At 57.0% G+C, this 16,021-nt stretch carries 12 protein-coding genes and 1 pseudogene; 6 read left to right on the top strand and 7 right to left on the bottom strand.

Annotation, left to right across the window (positions count from 1 at the left end):
* The first annotated feature begins 56 nt into the window (after positions 1 to 56).
* The 4 genes from OM794_RS13285 to OM794_RS13270 all read left to right on the top strand — a co-directional run bounded on the left by OM794_RS13285 (position 57) and on the right by OM794_RS13270 (position 2,784).
* Positions 57 to 788, top strand: coding sequence for an SDR family oxidoreductase (locus OM794_RS13285; protein ID WP_226250987.1), 732 nt, complete (start codon positions 57 to 59; stop codon positions 786 to 788).
* Between the two features lie 68 nt (positions 789 to 856).
* Positions 857 to 1,402: a DinB family protein gene (locus OM794_RS13280; protein ID WP_226250988.1), complete on the top strand. Its 546-nt coding sequence runs from the start codon at positions 857 to 859 to the stop codon at positions 1,400 to 1,402.
* 137 nt (positions 1,403 to 1,539) lie between these two features.
* Positions 1,540 to 2,010, top strand: a complete 471-nt coding sequence (locus OM794_RS13275; protein WP_226250989.1) for a GNAT family N-acetyltransferase — start codon at positions 1,540 to 1,542, stop codon at positions 2,008 to 2,010.
* A 60-nt stretch (positions 2,011 to 2,070) separates the two neighbouring features.
* Positions 2,071 to 2,784: a Fic family protein gene (locus OM794_RS13270; protein ID WP_226250990.1), complete on the top strand. Its 714-nt coding sequence runs from the start codon at positions 2,071 to 2,073 to the stop codon at positions 2,782 to 2,784.
* A gap of 83 nt (positions 2,785 to 2,867) precedes the next feature.
* Here the strand turns inward: OM794_RS13270 and pgi are convergent, their stop codons facing one another.
* The 4 genes from pgi to ptsP form a co-directional block, all read right to left on the bottom strand.
* The gene (pgi, locus tag OM794_RS13265) at positions 2,868 to 4,535 is read right to left on the bottom strand and encodes a glucose-6-phosphate isomerase (protein ID WP_226250991.1); all 1,668 of its coding nucleotides are present in this window, start codon (positions 4,533 to 4,535) and stop codon (positions 2,868 to 2,870) included.
* A 185-nt stretch (positions 4,536 to 4,720) separates the two neighbouring features.
* On the bottom strand, positions 4,721 to 6,454 hold the full coding sequence (locus tag OM794_RS13260; RefSeq protein WP_226250992.1) for a PTS fructose-like transporter subunit IIB: 1,734 nt from the start codon (positions 6,452 to 6,454) through the stop codon (positions 4,721 to 4,723).
* A complete protein-coding gene (pfkB, locus tag OM794_RS13255; RefSeq protein ID WP_226250993.1) occupies positions 6,451 to 7,422 on the bottom strand; it encodes a 1-phosphofructokinase in 972 nt (323 codons plus the stop codon). The genes OM794_RS13260 and pfkB overlap by 4 nt, the downstream gene beginning before the upstream one ends.
* Positions 7,422 to 10,292, bottom strand: a complete 2,871-nt coding sequence (gene ptsP / locus OM794_RS13250) for a phosphoenolpyruvate--protein phosphotransferase (RefSeq protein ID WP_226250994.1) — start codon at positions 10,290 to 10,292, stop codon at positions 7,422 to 7,424. Before ptsP ends, pfkB begins: the two co-directional genes overlap by 1 nt.
* A gap of 300 nt (positions 10,293 to 10,592) precedes the next feature.
* Here ptsP and cra point away from each other — a divergent pair, with 300 nt between their 5' ends.
* The gene (gene cra, locus OM794_RS13245; RefSeq protein ID WP_226250995.1) at positions 10,593 to 11,570 is read left to right on the top strand and encodes a catabolite repressor/activator; all 978 of its coding nucleotides are present in this window, start codon (positions 10,593 to 10,595) and stop codon (positions 11,568 to 11,570) included.
* On the opposite strand, the pseudogene OM794_RS13240 reads toward cra, so the two are convergent.
* Together OM794_RS13240 and pyk are read right to left on the bottom strand one after the other, a co-directional pair.
* Positions 11,567 to 12,042, bottom strand: a pseudogene (locus OM794_RS13240) (methylglyoxal synthase). The gene cra and the pseudogene OM794_RS13240 sit on opposite strands and share 4 nt — an antisense overlap.
* An 85-nt stretch (positions 12,043 to 12,127) precedes the next feature.
* On the bottom strand, positions 12,128 to 13,648 hold the full coding sequence (gene pyk / locus OM794_RS13235) for a pyruvate kinase (RefSeq protein ID WP_226250997.1): 1,521 nt from the start codon (positions 13,646 to 13,648) through the stop codon (positions 12,128 to 12,130).
* Positions 13,649 to 13,859: 211 nt separating this feature from the next.
* On the opposite strand from pyk, the gene gap reads away from it, so the two are divergent.
* On the top strand, positions 13,860 to 14,864 hold the full coding sequence (gap, locus tag OM794_RS13230) for a type I glyceraldehyde-3-phosphate dehydrogenase (protein ID WP_226250998.1): 1,005 nt from the start codon (positions 13,860 to 13,862) through the stop codon (positions 14,862 to 14,864).
* 7 nt (positions 14,865 to 14,871) lie between these two features.
* On the opposite strand, the gene OM794_RS13225 is transcribed toward gap, so the two are convergent.
* Entirely contained in the window at positions 14,872 to 15,921 is a 1,050-nt protein-coding gene (locus OM794_RS13225; RefSeq protein WP_226250999.1) for a LacI family DNA-binding transcriptional regulator, read from the bottom strand.
* Positions 15,922 to 16,021 lie beyond the last annotated feature (100 nt).

The following is a 16,021-nucleotide window of genomic DNA, read 5'->3' as shown; positions in this document are numbered from 1 at the left end:
TGACGGGGTTAATCTGATAAATGGGTTTGTGAACACAGCACCAGCGAGGAGACATCATGACGAAAGTGGTTATCGTGACGGGAGGAAGCCGGGGTATAGGCGCTGCGACTGCAAAACTGCTGGCGACTAAAGGCTATGCAGTGTGCGTCAACTATCTTGCGAACAGGGATCGCGCGAATAGCGTGGTTGATACCATTGTACGTAATGGTGGCCGAGCGTTTGCCCATCAAGCGGATGTTAGCAGTGAAGCTGACGTGATCCGCCTGTTTGATGCAGCAGAGGAGCGCTTTGGCGAGGTGACGCATTTGGTTAATAATGCAGGGATACTGTTTACTCAATCCAAGCTGGTGGACATCGACCTTGAGCGCTTCAACCAAGTGCTTAATAGCAACGTGGTCAGCTGTTTTCTTTGCTCCAGAGAAGCCGCCAGGCGCTTTCCTACAGGTAGTGCCATCGTTAATGTCTCATCGCTTGCCTCACAAACAGGCTCGCCCTTCGAATATGTTGACTACGCTGCATCAAAAGGTGCCATGGACACCTTAACCAAGGGGTTGTCACGTGAAGTGGCGGGTTCGGGGATTCGTGTTAACGCCGTTCGTCCCGGTTTTATCTACACTGATATGCATGCCGATAGTGGAGAACCTGGGCGGGTTGATCGTTTAGCTCCCCAAATTCCTATGCAGCGTGGCGGTAGCGCTGAAGAAGTGGCTAATACCATCGCTTGGCTGCTGTCGGACGAAGCTTCTTATGTAACGGGATCATTTATTGATGTGGCAGGCGGGCGGTAATACTGCTCTTCGCCCAGATTCCAACGTTCTAAATGGATGCTGCTTTTGATAAGGAAAGGTCTTAACGCATGACACTTCAACTACACTTCGAACAGTTGGCCACTTATAACCAGTGGATGAACGCTAAACTCTATGATGCCGCCGGTAAGCTGGGCGCCTCTGAACTGACTGAAGAGCGTGGCGCCTTCTTCGGCTCGATTTTTGGCACACTGAATCACATCGCGGTAGCTGACACTATTTGGCTCAAACGGTTTGCCACACATGCCTCCTCTTCCGCAAGAACACTTGAGGTAATGGTGGCACTACCTGCGCCAAAGCGCCTTGATCAGTCTCTCTTTGATGACTTGGAGGGGTTGAAAGCGCATCGCCAATGGCTAGATACCGTGATTATTAACTGGGTAGCGGCGCTGACAGACGACGATTTGAGTACCACGCTGAGTTATCACAATACAAAAGGAGTGGCCTCAAAACGGCGCTACTCAAGCCTGATCGTTCATTTCTTCAATCACCAAACTCACCACCGGGGGCAGGCATCTACTTTATTCTCCCAAGCCGGTGTAGATATTGGCGTCACCGATCTGCTGGCGCTGATTCCGGAGGAGACTTCAATATGATGTTTAACCACTTTTATGGTAGGAAACGGTAAAGAGAGAAAGCCCAGACGTATTAGATATATGTATACTGAAGAGTCTTGATAGCGGTGACTTACATTGAAAGGTGTCACATTACTTACAATAGCTGCGAACACTAGATGATCAAGCTGGAAAAACTTAATGTATCGGAAATCACCGAGGTGCGCAGTATCGCAGTGCACGATGATCAGGTGAAGTTTGTGGGCACCGCTAAGGAGTTTCTCGCTGATAAAAACGAGGCGACGCACCTGCATGTGATTAAGCACGATGACCAAGTGATTGGATGCTTTAAAATCGATATAGCCTACGCTGAGAGCTATGATTTTTGTACGGCAGGCAGCATAGGCTTACGCACGTTTCTTATTGACGCCAAGCAGCAGGGTAGAGGGTTTGGAACGTTGGCGGTAAAAGCGCTGTTTCCCTACCTAAAAGAAAACTATGCGAATTACCCCCGAATCTACCTGACGGTGAACGCCAAGAACCCAGCGGCATACACCTGTTACCAAAAGGCGGGCTTTCATAAGACAGGTGAGCAGTACCTGGGTGGGGCCGCGGGGCCTCAACACATTATGTGTTGGGACATCCAATGATCTAACCATTCACTTCTAGCGATATACTGACTTAGTTGACTGAATAAGAGACACGGCCCCATGGCAACAGCACATGATAAACAGTGGAACATGAAGCCTAATGTTCGCTTGGCTAGGCAACTGGCGGTGCGGGATGTGCCTGCTTTGGTATACGACGCGGTGAACCTGGAAGGGGTAGCTATGACGCTGCCGGAGGTTCAGACGATCCTGGAGGGTATAACCGTTGGCGGCCATAAAATCAGTGATCAGAATATGGCGATCAACCAGGCAAAAGCTTGGGAGCATATATTCACGCTAGTCGATAAAGGCCAATTTCGCTTTGATAAGCACACCGCCCTAGACATCCATGCCATTGCAGGCAAGGAAGAGGCCTTGGAGTGGGGCAAATTTCGTTCTGGTTATGTAACGATCGCAGGTTCTGACTATGAGCCGCCCGCGCCTGACGAGCTTGATGCTAGATGGCAAGAGGTTCAGCGGCAGGTAGAGAGAGAAGAGGATAGTTACGATCAAGCCATCACTGCTTTTCTTCAGATGGCTAGGGCACAATTCTTTTGGGACGTTAATAAGCGCACCGGCCGATTTATGATGAACGGCATTTTGCTGGCATATGGATTCCCGATTATTAATGTGCCGGCCAAGCGCCAGCAAGAGTTCAATACCTTGATGATGGATTTTTACTCATCGAATGATATGGCGCCTATGAATGCGTTTCTACGCAGCTGCCTAGAGCCGAAAATCATCAAAAATTTTAAGTTCGACTTGCCAATTGGTTAATAAGTGGAATGGTGCACATAATAAAAAGCGCCTTGGTTCTCTCAAACCAAGGCGTTCGTTTTTCTACCGTTTACCGACCTAGCCTAACGCTTCTTCTTGACAGGCTTCTTATCGGCACTCCCTGAGGCGCTCTCTTTCTCGCCGCTGCTGCCATTGGGGAAGTGGGCGCGCACCAGTTCCAGCAGGCCTTGAGTGGAGGCGTCGAAATCGGCGGCGTTGGTGTCGATGCGTTCGCTGATTTCACCGGCGATGCGCTTGCCAAGCTGCACACCCCACTGGTCAAAGGAGTTGATGTTCCAGATGACGCCTTGGACAAACACCTTGTGCTCATAGAGCGCGATTAGTGCCCCCAGATTTTTCGGCGTTAGCTCGTCCAGTAGCAGGGTGCTGGAAGGGCGGTTGCCGGGGCAGCTGTAGGGGTCGTGCTGGCTGAGCTCTTTGCTGTCTCCCTGGCTGCCTTCCATAAAGGCGTTGGCTTGGGCGAGCATATTGGTCAGCAGGGCGAAGTGGTGGTCTTCCACGCCAGGCTCGGGCTTGAGCGAGGCGATAAAGTCGATGGGTACGTAGCGGGTGCCCTGATGCAGCAACTGGAAGAAGGCGTGCTGGCCGTTGGAGCCGGTTTGGCCCCACACAATCGGGCCGGTTTTATAGTTCACCGGGTGGCCGAAAATATCCACCGATTTGCCGTTAGACTCCATATCCAGCTGCTGCAGGAAAGAGGGCAGTTGGTTCAGCGCCTGGTCGTAGGGCACGATGGCTTGAGTTTCGGCACCAATAAAGTTGATGTACCAAATACCAATCAGCGCCATCAGCACCGGCATGTTTTGCGAGAAGGGCGCGTTAATGAAATGGTTATCCATCTCATGAGCGCCTTCCAGCAGCTCGATAAAGCCTTCGAAACCGATCGAAAGCGCAATCGGCAGCCCGATGGACGACCACATGGAGTAGCGCCCGCCCACCCAGGCCCAGAACTCGAAAACGTTTTCTTCACGAATGCCGAACTCCATGGCCGCTTTGCGGTTGGTCGATGCAGCAATAAAGTGTGCGCCCACGTCGGCGTCTTCCCCGGCATTCTCCAGAAACCAGCGCCGCGCAGTTTTAGCGTTGAGCAGCGTCTCTTGGGTAGAGAAGGTCTTAGTGGAAACGATAAACAGCGTAGTGGCAGGGTCTAGGCGCGAAAGCACTTTCTGTATATGGGTGCCGTCCACGTTGGAAACGAAGTGGAAGTGCAGCTCCGGGTGGCGGTATTTTAACAGGGCGCGCACCGCCATGTTGGGGCCAAGATCCGAGCCGCCAATACCGATATTGACCACGTCTTTAATGCGTTTGCCGCTGTAGCCTTTCCATTCACCGCTGCGCACCGCCTCGGAGAACAGCTTGATCTGCTCACGAGTGCGGGTGATCTCTGGCATCACGTCTTCACCATCTACATACACTGGCTCATCGCCTAAGTGACGCAGAGCCGTATGCAGTACCGGGCGGTTTTCCGTAACGTTGATAATATCCCCGGAGAACATCTGTGCCCGGCGCTGTACCAGGGCGGAGTGGTCGGCTAGCTCAATCAGCTTGGTAAGCACTTCATCGGAGACGTGGTGCTTGGAGTAGTCAAGAAACAGACCACCCACCCGTAAACTCATTTTCTCAAAGCGCTGCGGGTCATTGGTGAAATAGTCACGAATGCGGTCGTTGGCGGTTTTGTCGCGCAGGCGGTCAAGCGCCTGCCAGGTAACACTACGGGTGAGCTGAAACATAGGGCGATCCGTTTGTTATAGATGAATTAGGTGATCAAAATCGAAAAAGTAGGCTATGTAAAAATACTACATAAAAAATGACAAAGAGTAGAGGGTATAGGTGCTGTGAACAGAGATTAAATGCGTAAAGCGACGTATTTAAGAGAGCAGGCATGTTCGCCTGCCCTTCACTAATGGCTTAAAGCTTAAGTAGCGACGGCGACTTGTGCCGCGCCGCGCTTGATAAACGCATAGCTTAAACCCGTCACCAACGAGCCAGCTACAATCGCGCCAAGGTAGAGCAGTACCGGGGTAATGGCGTTGGGAATCAGCAGTACGAAGATGCCACCATGGGGCGCCATCAATTTGGCACCCACCAGCATAGAGAGCGCGCCGGTTAGCGCCCCACCAGCGATACAAGCCGGAATGACTCGCAGCGGGTCTTTGGCCGCGAAGGGGATCGCGCCTTCACTGATAAAGCAGAGGCCTAGTACAAAAGATGCTTTGCCTGCTTCGCGTTCCGGCGCAGAGAACTTGTTGCGCGCGACAAAGCTGGCAATCCCCATACCAATGGCAGGCACCATACCCGCGGCCATAATCGCCGCCATAGGGCCGTAGGTTTCAGAGGCCAGCAAGCCCACGCCAAAGGTGTACGCGGCCTTGTTGACCGGGCCGCCCAGGTCAAAGCACATCATCGCGCCCAGCAGAATGCCTAATAGCACCGCGTTGGTAGAGCCCATGGATTCCAGGAAGCTGGTCAGGGCACTAAGCAGTGCCGCAACGGGTTCGCCAATCACGTAGATCATGGTCAAGCCGGTAACCAAGCTAGCGACCAGCGGAATAATCAGAATCGGTTTGAGTGACTCAACGCTAGAGGGCAGTTTGACGTAGCGTGTCACCGCCAGCGCCACGTAGCCCGCCAGGAAACCGGCCAAAATACCGCCGATAAAGCCGGAGCCGATATTGGCTGCCAGCATGCCGCCAATCATACCCGGCGCGATGCCGGGGCGATCGGCGATGGAGTAGGCGATGTAGCCGGCCAGCACGGGAATCATCAGCGCAAAGGCGGTGCCGCCGCCGATCTGCATCAGCGCGGCGGCCAGGGTGCCTTCCTGCTCAAAGGCTTCAATGCCGAACACAAAGGAGAGTGCAATCAGCAGGCCGCCCGCCACCACCATCGGCAGCATAAAGGAAACACCGGTGAGCAGGTGCTTATAAATGCCTTTCTCTTTGACGCTCTTATTAGCGCTGCCCGCACTGCTGCTGCCACTCTCTATGGCGGCCTCGCTGAGCGCAGCTTCAAGGGTGGGGCGCGGCTTTTTCAGCGCGTTGCCCGTCGAGGTGCGGTAGATGCGCTTGCCGGCAAACCGCGTAGGGTCAACGTCGATATCGCAGGCCAGCACGACCACGTCGGCGTCGGCGATCTCGTCTTCGGTCAATTTATCTTGTGCACCCACCGAGCCTTGGGTTTCCACGCGAATGGCATGGCCCATGGCTTTGCCTGCCTCTGCTAGTGCTTCGGCGGCCATAAACGTATGCGCCACGCCGGTGGGGCAGGCGGTGACGGCAACGATTTTCTTGCCACCCGCGCTGCTTGCAGCGGTAGATGTGCTAGAGGCGGCAGGCGCGCTATAAATCGGCGCTTCACGCTTAGCCTGGGCTAGAAAAGCGCTGGGGTCGGGGAGTGCACTGGCAATCGGCGCTTGGAATAGCCGCTTACCTTCAAAGCGCTCTGGGGCAGGCACGTGATCGGCGGCGACCACGATCAAATCGGCATTGGCAATCTGCTCGGCAGTAGCGGCCTGGAGCGGCGCGACTTCGCCGTGCATTTCCACATGTGCCGACCAGCCTTGGCGCTGGGCGGCTTGTTCCAGGCGCTTGGCCGCGAGGAAGGTGGTCGCCATGCCGCTGGGGCAGGCGGTAATCAGAATAATATTCATAGCGTGGCTCCCTCGGTGATGGTGTCGTCAAGACGCCGTATCCGGGTGTGTTGTTGGAGTGAATCGAAATCGGCAGCGTGGGGGGTGCCCACGCCAACGTGGCGCACGGCCTCGGCCGAGAGCGCGGTAGCAAAGCGCAGCGTCTGTTCAGCGTCTTGCTGGTTAAGCAAGCCGTGGAGCATACCCGCAACAAAGGTATCGCCAGCGCAAACGGTATTCGTCGCGGTAACCTTAGGAGGTGTGGCGTGCCAGGCACCTTGAGCGTTAACCCACAAGACCCCTTCGGCACCCGCTGAAATCAGCGCATTGGCGATGCCGCTTTCATGCAAGCGCTTAGCAGCTTTCAAACGTGCATCGGAAGATGCCATGTCTTCGCCCGCCCACTCGGCCAGTTCATTTTCATTGGGCTTCACCCCTGCAGGGTGGGCCGCTATGGCCGCATTGAGTGCCGGGCCGCTGGTGTCCACCCACAAAGGCACGCCGCTGGCGTTTAAGTGGCTTAACAGCGCGCTAAAATCGTCCACGGAAAGCCCTGGGGGCAGGCTGCCCGCGACGACGACGGCTTGCGGTGGCATCGCGCTGGCAAGCTCGCCATCCAACGTGTCGATCAGCGCCTGCAAATGCTTGGCGTCAATGGGCATGCCGGGGCCGTTAATATCGGTAACTCGGCCGCTCTGTTCCGCAATTTTGGCGTTAATGCGGGTTTCCCCCGGTACGCGCACAAAGGCATCGGCTAAGGCATGCTTGGCAAAGGCCAATTGAAAGGGAGCATCGTTATCGCTACCTAAAAAACCGCTAACAGTGACGTCGTGGCCAAGGCCCGCCAATACGCGGGCAACGTTAACGCCTTTGCCCGCCGCTTCTAACTGCGCCCAGGTGGGGCGGTTGACACTGCCCAACACCAGTGCATCGAGGTTAAACGCCAAATCCAGCGCCGGATTCAGAGTAATGCACAGCACGCGGGCCATTAGCGCGCCTCCAGCGCATCGCGCACTTCATTGCTGGTCGCTTGGGAAAGCGCCAACTGAGCGCTGGCCTGGGCATCCGCAAAATCAAATTCGCGCAGGCGGGCCTTGACCAGCGGCACCTGTCGTGCGCTAACAGAAAGTTCGTCCACACCAAGTCCGACCAGCACTGGAATGGCTGCGGCATCCGAGGCCAGCTCGCCGCACACGCCCACCCATTTGCCCTGGGTATGAGCAGCCGCCACGGTCATTTGAATCAAACGCAGCACTGCGGGGTGCAAACCATCGGCTTGGGCAGAGAGTTCCGGGTGGCCACGGTCAATCGCCAGGGTGTACTGCGTCAAATCGTTGGTGCCTACCGAGAAGAAGTCCACCTCGGCAGCTAAGCTGGGCGCCAGCAGCGCGCTTGAGGGTATTTCTATCATTACCCCCAACTGCACATCGGTGGCGCGCTGGGAAGCAGGGATCTCTTGGAGTAGGCGGTCGTAGATGATTTTGACTACGCGGAATTCGGCGATATCTTTGACCATCGGCAGCATGATACGCAGAGGGCTGTCTTTGCCTGCCATCAACAGCGCGCGCAATTGGGTCTCGAGCACTTCGGGTTGTGTCAGCGCTAAGCGAATACCGCGTAGCCCCAGGAAAGGGTTGTCTTCTTGGGGTACCGGCCAGTAGGGCAGTGGCTTATCACCGCCGACATCTAATGTGCGCGCGACCAGCGGGCGGCCATCGAGTGCGTCAATTGCCTGACGATACTCGCCGATCTGAGTGGCTAAATCCGGGGCGCTGGCGTGGGCCATAAACAGGAATTCGGTACGCAGCAGACCAACGGCTTCAGCCCCGCGCTCCACCGCATCAGCGGCGTGGGCAGTGTTGCCCAGGTTGGCGGCGACTTCCACACGGTGGCCGTCGCGGGTTTGGGCAACTTCAAAGCGGCTCTCCCAGGCATCGGCTTCGCGTTGCTGGAGGTCGAGCAACTGCTGCTCGGCGCGCTGCAGGCGCTCCTCTGAAGGCTGCGGTGTGACACGGCCACGCTCGCCATCCAGAATCATCATGCTTCCGTTTTGCAGTGCCATCACCGCTTGCCCGGCGCCCACCACGGCGGGAATGCCCAGGGCGCGGGCCAGAATAGCGCTGTGCGCCGTAGCGCCTCCGCGAACGGTGAGCAGGCCGCGTACCCGGGAAGTGTCCAGACGGGCCACATCGGAAGGGCCGATATCATCCATCACCAAAATATAAGGGTGATCCGGCGGTTCGGGGAGCGTCACATCGCAGAGTACCCCCAGCACCCGCCGACCTACGTCACGCAGGTCGGCGGCGCGTTCGGCGAGCAGGCGATCGGCGAGCATCTCCTGGGCGTGGGCCGCGGTTTCAATCGCTTCCCACCAGCCTGCTTCCGCCGAGCGTCCTTCACGAATGGCATCAACTGCCGCGTGATGGAGCTCCGGGTCGTCAAGCATCTCTTCATGCATGGAGAGAATGTCGGCGACTTCACCACCGGGTGCCTTACGCACCAATGTTTCCAGTTGGGCAGCGCCCTCTTCCAGCGCACTGTTTAAGCGGCTGATTTCGTGTTCAGCGTCATTGGCATGCTCGGGGTAGTCGAACTGCATCGGACGAATAACAAACACCGGCGCAATGGCCAAGCCCGGTGAAGCGGCCACCCCAGCGTGGGGCGTATCGGCTGCCAGGGGCTCGACGCTTTGTTGAGCGCTGGTCGCTTGCTGCGCGCCATTAAAGCCGCCGTCAAAGGGCATGACTTTCTCTCCCAGCCCCGATTCGACGGCATCAGCGACGGCCTCTAGCGCTGCGCTTGCCTGCTCGCCCTCGGCTGAAAGCACCAGCCATTGACCGCGGCGGGCGCCCAGGCCGATCACTTTGGTCAGGCTGGCGGCGGAAACCGGAGTAGCGCTGCCTTCTTCCAATCGTGCCAGGATCGGCATGGCCTGGGCACGGGCAACTTGTACCAGCTGTTTTGCGGGGCGGGCGTGCAGGCCGTGGGGGTTAAGCACCCGAACCCGGCGGGTCTGGGTGCTGGCGGTTTCACCCGCCAGAGTGGCCAGCAGCTGGGCGCTGGTTTTGCCCACTAACCGTTGGCTTTCTCCATTCTCTAACACCGCCATCAGTTGCTCTAGCAGTGGGCGGTGGGCATCGCCATGGGCGGCCAGGCAGAACAGCGCATGCACCGGATGGCCCGAGCTTTCAAGGCTTTGTTCCGCTGGCGTGGCGACCCCAAGCGCGGGTTGGTTAACGCCCTGGGCGCTGCTGGCCAGCCAAATGCCTTTGCCAAGCCAGGTTGGCTGCTCTGCGGCAACGGCGGTAATAAAGCTGTTATCGACACAGCCACTTTGGCGTAACCGAGCAGCCGCCGCCAGGGCGAGTTCTTGTGTGTCGCGGGCGGGAAAGTTGACGCACAGGGTGTCGGCATCCAGGCGCGGCTCCAATGCCGGCTTGGAAAGTAGCCGAGCGACATCAGCCGCAGAGCTGGCGTTAGCCAACTGCCCAGCAACCCCTTCGCGATCCAGCACATGGGTGAGCTGGCGCAGAATATCCAGGTGCTCATCGTTTTGAGCGGCAATGGTCACCAGCACATGCACCTGCTGGCCGTCGTGCCACTCGACCCCGTGGGGAAACTGCAACACGCGCACGCCCGTTTGCTTTACATACTGGCGGCTTTCCGGCGTACCGTGGGGGATTGCAATGGCGTTGCCTAGGAATGTGGATGATTGCGCCTCCCGGGCGTGTAGGCCGTCGCGGTACTCGGCCTCAACCAATCCGGCGTCTACCAGCGCCTCGGCGGCACTGTCCAGCGCGGTTTGCCAGTTGCCAGCGTTGCGGCCTAGCAAGATGTCATCGGGGCCGAGTGTCAACATAGTATTCTCCTGTAAACGCGCACTGTCGGCATACTAATGGGGCAGCGTCGACGCAGCGTCGTGTACATAAAGTGATCGTCGTTAAATGATCATGGTAATGGCGTTGATGCCAATGAGATGAACCGTGCCGTTTCAGTCGGTTTATCCTTGCCATTAAATCTGGGTATGGTGCTTTTAAAGCTGAGCATAGTGCTATGCTGAATCGATTCACTGAATGACACAAGGTTTGGGCTTTTAGACTTTGGTCTGGTAGGCGCTAACTTGCTGATAAACTGCTTGGTTACATTAAGGGAGACCCCAATGACACTTGCCGATATTGCCCGGCTAGCCGGCGTCTCGCGCACGACCGCTAGCTACGTGATTAATGGTCAGGCCGAGCAGCGGCGTATCAGTGCAGCGACGATTGAAAAAGTGATGGCGGTGGTACGTCAACACCGCTATCACATTGACCCCCAGGCCGCGGCGCTACGCCGGGGCGCCAGCCGCCTGCTGGGGCTGATCGTGCCGGATCTGGAGAACATCAGTTATGCCCGGCTCGCCAAGCGTCTGGAGCGGGGCGCACGGGAGCAGGGTTACCAGCTGCTAATCGTAAGCTCGGATGACTGCGCAGAGAGTGAACGAACACTTGCGTTGGCGCTGCGTGCCCAGCGCTGTGAGGTGTTGATCACCGCTAGCTGCCTGCCCAGCGACGACACTTTTTATGCTGATCTGGTAGACGAGGGCTGGTGCGTGGTGGGCATGGATCGTGGCCTTAATCCGGCGCGCTTTGCCAGTGTGGTGAGTAACGATCAGGAGGCGGCGGAGACGTTGACGCGCTCGGTGATCCGCACAGCAACCAAGCGCGTTGCCTGGCTAGAGGCGATGCCAGATCTGTCGGTTAGCTGTGAGCGGCGGGCGGGCTTTCAGGCAGCGCTTAAAGGCACTGCTATAGCGCCGCTCTATCTAACTGGGTCACACTATGAGCGCAGCGAAGGGGCGCGTTTGGCGGTTCAACTGCTGGATGAGCAGGGCGGTGCCGATGCGCTGGTGACTGCGTCTTACACACTGCTTGAAGGCGTTTTTGATGTGTTCTTGGAGCGTGGCGGCCTACCGGACAATATTCGCCTGGCCACTTTTGGCGACCACCGGCTGCTGGATTTTCTTCCTCAGCCGGTGAACTCGGCGCTACAGGATTATGACCGCATTGCCGAGTTAACATTGCGCTGTGCTCTGGCCGCCATGAGCGGCCGCTATGAGAGTGGACTACAGGTGGTAGCGCGCCACCTGCACCGGCGTTAAACCGTGCGTGCCTGGGCCCAGGCGGCTGCATCCGGTATCGACATGTCGTAGCTCTCGCTCAAGTAGGGCGAGGAGAGCAGGAAGTCGGCGCTCGCCGCATTGCAGGCGACCGGTACATTCCAAAGTGCTGCTAAACGCAGCAGCGCTTTGACATCCGGGTCGTGGGGCTGAGGCGAGAAGGGATCCCAAAAGAAGATCAGCACATCCAGCCGCTGCTCCGCAATGCGTGCGCCAATCTGCTGGTCGCCGCCCAGGGGGCCGCTCATTAGACCCTCGACTTCTAACCCTAACGCGGTCGTAAGCCGCTCAGATGTGGTGCCCGTGCCAATCAGTTCGTGCTGGCTCAGCGTATCCTTCCAGCGGGTTGCCCACGCCAGCATCTCAGTTTTTTGCCATCATGGGCAATCAGCGCAATACGCTTGCGCGCTTGCAGCGTACGTATGGCTTGGCGGGGCGGTTGCGCGTCACTCATTTGGTCACTTCCCTCATGGTTCTCATGCCTTACGGCCGTGTGCCGAATGGCTTTTTTTATTAAGCTTGCTACCGAGGTTAGCCGATTACTCGCTTTCCAGGGCAAGGATTTTCATCGTATTGGTGCCCCCATGGGCATTCATATGGTCACCACGTGTCAAAATGACATGTTCGCCTGGGTGAATAAATCCCTGCGCCTGCAAGCATTTCAGCGCCTCTTGATTAAGGTTGCCCGGATCCATATCGGTGGTGTCGAAAGGAATCGAAACCACGCCACGGTAGAGCGCCATGCGCCGCTGGGCGATAGGGCTGTGGGCCAGGCCTACGATAGGCAGGCCGGAACGAATGCGCGACGCAATCAGTGGTGTATAGCCGGTGGAGGTCATACAGGCGATGGCGCTAACGCCGGATAAGTGGTTGGCTGCGTACATTGCCGACAGCGCGATGGTTTCATCGATGCGCTCAAAGCCTTCATGTATACGGTGGCCTGACTCCTGGGCAAGACGCTCGCGCTCGGCACCCAGGCAAACACGGTTCATCGCTTCGATAGTCTCTACTGGGTAATCGCCCGCCGCGGTTTCCGCTGAGAGCATCACCGCATCGGTGGCGTCGAGCACCGCGTTGGCGACGTCGAACACTTCAGCGCGAGTGGGCAGCGGTGACGCGATCATCGACTCCATCATTTGCGTGGCGGTAATCACCGCACGGTTCAATGATCGGGCGTGCTTGATGATGCGCTTTTGAGTGCCGATTAACGCGGCGTCGCCAATTTCAACCCCCAGGTCACCCCTGGCTACCATGACTGCCTCAGAGGCTTCAATGATGCCGTCCAGCGTGGCGTCGTCGGCAACCGCTTCGGCGCGCTCGAGCTTAGCCACCAGGCCAATCTCTTTACCGGCTTCGCCAAGCAGTTCGCGGGCTTCCTGCATATCCGCGGCGCTACGCGGGAAGGAGACGGCCAAGTAGTCAACGCCAATCTCAATAGCGGTTTTTAGGTCGGCCTTATCTTTCTCAGTAAGGGCAGGCGCTGAAAGTCCGCCGCCCTGTTTGTTAATGCCCTTGTTGTTGGAGAGCTTGCCACCCACGTGAACGCGGGTATGTACTTCCTGTCCAATCACTCGTGTGACATCGAGTACCAAACGGCCATCGTCCAGCAGTAGTCGATCGCCTTCTACGACATCATCCGGGAGGGTTTGGTAATCACATCCGACCCGCTCTGCAGTGCCACTGTTGGAATCCAACGCCATGTCCAAAACGAATGGCTGGCCGACATTGAGTTTGACGGCACCTTCAACAAAGCGGGCAATACGAATTTTCGGCCCCTGTAGATCGCCCAGTGCGGCGACGCTGCGGCCCAGGCGCTCGGCAATCTCGCGGACTTCGCCCAAGCGACGACGATGATCTTCCGCCGAGCCGTGGGAGAAGTTTAGCCGCACCACATCCACACCGGCTTTGAGCATCGCTTCCAGTACGCCGGGCCGATCACTGGCGGGTCCAAGGGTGGCGACGATCTTGGTGCGTCTCAAGGGTGTATGAGGGCCTGAGGGCGTATAAGGAAGGGAGGAAGTAGACGTCTGGGCCGTTGTGTTCGAAGTCGCATTCGTCATGGGCGCTCTCCTTGAGTAGAGGTATTGTTGGCAATTTAGTATTGGACTACGATAGCGTTTATATAGTAATTTTACTACATATTGGATATTTACTAGCCTTTTGGGGCGGTTAACACGCTATTTATCGGCCTCATGACGCTTAAATACGTATTTTTAGTAATTTTTTTACTAAAGATGCCACTCATTATTATTGGTTAATTGAGGAGCTATCATGACAATAAGAGTTGCGATTAACGGATTTGGCCGCATTGGCCGCAACGTACTGCGCGCCCTTTACGAAAACAGCTACCGTGACCGCGTACAGGTCGTCGCCATTAACGATCTCGGTGACCCCTCGCTAAACTCCCACCTACTGCGTCACGACACCGTACATGGCCACTTCCCTTTTAAGGTAGAACACGACGCCGAGAGCATCACGGTAGATGGTGATCGTATCGCTATTTCCTCAGAGCGCGACCCAGCGAAACTGCCGTGGGCATCGATGAATATTGATCTGGTGATGGAGTGCACTGGGTTATTCACCAAGCGCGAGGCGGCGGCCAAGCATATCGAAGCGGGTGCCAAGCGCGTGCTGATTTCCGCCCCCAGCCCCGACGCCGATGCAACGATTGTGTATGGCGTGAACGACCAAGTGCTGACCGCAGAGCACACGGTGGTGTCTAACGCTTCCTGCACCACCAACTGCTTAGCGCCGGTGGCCAAAGCGCTGAACGATGCCGTTGGTATCGAAAACGGTTTGATGACCACGGTGCACGCTTACACCAACGATCAGAATCTGTCGGATGTTTACCACTCTGACCCCTACCGGGCGCGTAGCGCGACACACTCAATGATCCCGACCAAAACTGGCGCTGCTGCAGCGGTGGGCTTGGTGCTGCCAGAGCTGGCGGGTAAGTTTGACGGCTTGGCCGTTCGCGTGCCGGTGATCAACGTTTCGCTGGTGGATCTCACTTTCACCGCTGGCCGCGATACCAGCAAAGAAGAGATCAACGCCATCGTTGAAAAGGCCGCGGCTAACTCGCCGGTATTGGCCGTTAACGCTGAGCCACTGGTCTCTATCGACTTTAACCACGACGCCAACTCGTCAACCTTTGATGCCAATCACACCCGCGTGAATGGCCGTCTGGTTAAAATCATGGCCTGGTACGACAACGAGTGGGGCTTCTCTAACCGCATGTTGGATACCGCGCTTGCCATGCAGGCGACTGCCAAGTAAACCCCACCTAAGGGCAGGTATCGCCCAGCAGTAACTCCGTTTGAAGGAGCTGCTGGGCGAGGGGGACGCGGCCAAGAATCATCTGCGCCGCGACCCTCCCTTTGCCCACGCTGTCCTGGCGCACCGTGGTTAAGCGCGGTGCCCGGTACTGCCCCTCGGCAATACCGTCAAAGCCAGTAATGCGCAGCTCTTCCGGTACACGAATACCGCGCTGTTCGGCGAGCGTTAGCGCCGTGAGCGCAATGCGGTCAGACATGCACAGCAGCAGGTCTGGCCGTTGTTCTGTGGGCTGGTCGAGAATCTCGGCAATCACCGGCGAGCAGACCTCAAAGGTATTCTCCTCGATATTCCATAGCGGCACTTGCTCCACATCGATGCCTTGCTCACTCAGCGCGCTATGAAAGCCTTCCAGGCGGGCGCGGCTGATGGTGCTGGTGTTGGGCAGCAGGGTGTGTTCAGACGTCACACGGCCGTTGCAGGCCTCTTTGGTTAAGCGCAGGTTGATAATCGCCGGGCGCTTGGGGGGATGGCTTAACGCATGCTGGGCAATTTTATAGCTGGCGGCGGTATCATCGATATGCACCGTCGGGCAGCCTTCAATATCAAAATCAACGGACACCAAGCTACGCTGGGCAGGCAGTTCATCTAGCAGTTTATTGTTGGGCATTAGCCCATAGACGATAAAGCCATCGGCGATATTGGCCGATCCCGGCGGCTGTGAGGCGTGGCCGCGGCCCGGCAAGAGCAGCAGTGTATGGCCGTGGGCATCGAGAACTTCGGCGACCCCGGAAAGGAACTCACTGGCCACGGCGTCGTTCAAACTGTAGGTCAGGCTTTCGGCAAGAATCACCGCAATGATCCGCGAGCGGCCCGTGCGCAGACTGCGCGCTTTGGCGTCAGGGCCGCTGTACCCGAGCCGTTTGGCCTGCTTAAGTATCCGCTCGCGCAGGGCTGGTGAGAGCTGATCCGGGCGGTTAAAGGCGTTGGAAATCGTCGCAGTGGAGACATTGAGTTCCTGCGCAAGATCCTTGAGTGTCATTCGGCGCTGATCAGTCACGGTACTTCCCTTACAGGCTTTTTTAATAATTGAAGACTTCGCTATTCAAAAGGCGCGCGTAATAAAATCGACCCGCTGGGTGTTGCCATTTCCCATGATA

The sequence above is a fragment of the Halomonas sp. BDJS001 genome, assembly GCF_026104355.1.
GTDB lineage: Bacteria > Pseudomonadota > Gammaproteobacteria > Pseudomonadales > Halomonadaceae > Vreelandella.
The sequence above is the reverse complement of the archived record's forward strand: the minus strand, read 5'-3'. Positions and strand labels throughout refer to the sequence as shown.

Coding starts and splice junctions, on each gene's coding strand:
- OM794_RS13285 (WP_226250987.1), top strand. CDS start 57: ATGACGAAAGTGGTTATCGTGACGGGAGGAAGCCGGGGTATAGGCGCT.
- OM794_RS13275 (WP_226250989.1), top strand. CDS start 1,540: ATGATCAAGCTGGAAAAACTTAATGTATCGGAAATCACCGAGGTGCGC.
- ptsP (WP_226250994.1), bottom strand. CDS start 10,292: ATGTTGACACTCGGCCCCGATGACATCTTGCTAGGCCGCAACGCTGGC.
- OM794_RS13270 (WP_226250990.1), top strand. CDS start 2,071: ATGGCAACAGCACATGATAAACAGTGGAACATGAAGCCTAATGTTCGC.
- OM794_RS13280 (WP_226250988.1), top strand. CDS start 857: ATGACACTTCAACTACACTTCGAACAGTTGGCCACTTATAACCAGTGG.
- pyk (WP_226250997.1), bottom strand. CDS start 13,648: ATGACGAATGCGACTTCGAACACAACGGCCCAGACGTCTACTTCCTCC.
- OM794_RS13260 (WP_226250992.1), bottom strand. CDS start 6,454: ATGAATATTATTCTGATTACCGCCTGCCCCAGCGGCATGGCGACCACC.
- pfkB (WP_226250993.1), bottom strand. CDS start 7,422: ATGGCCCGCGTGCTGTGCATTACTCTGAATCCGGCGCTGGATTTGGCG.
- gap (WP_226250998.1), top strand. CDS start 13,860: ATGACAATAAGAGTTGCGATTAACGGATTTGGCCGCATTGGCCGCAAC.
- pgi (WP_226250991.1), bottom strand. CDS start 4,535: ATGTTTCAGCTCACCCGTAGTGTTACCTGGCAGGCGCTTGACCGCCTG.
- cra (WP_226250995.1), top strand. CDS start 10,593: ATGACACTTGCCGATATTGCCCGGCTAGCCGGCGTCTCGCGCACGACC.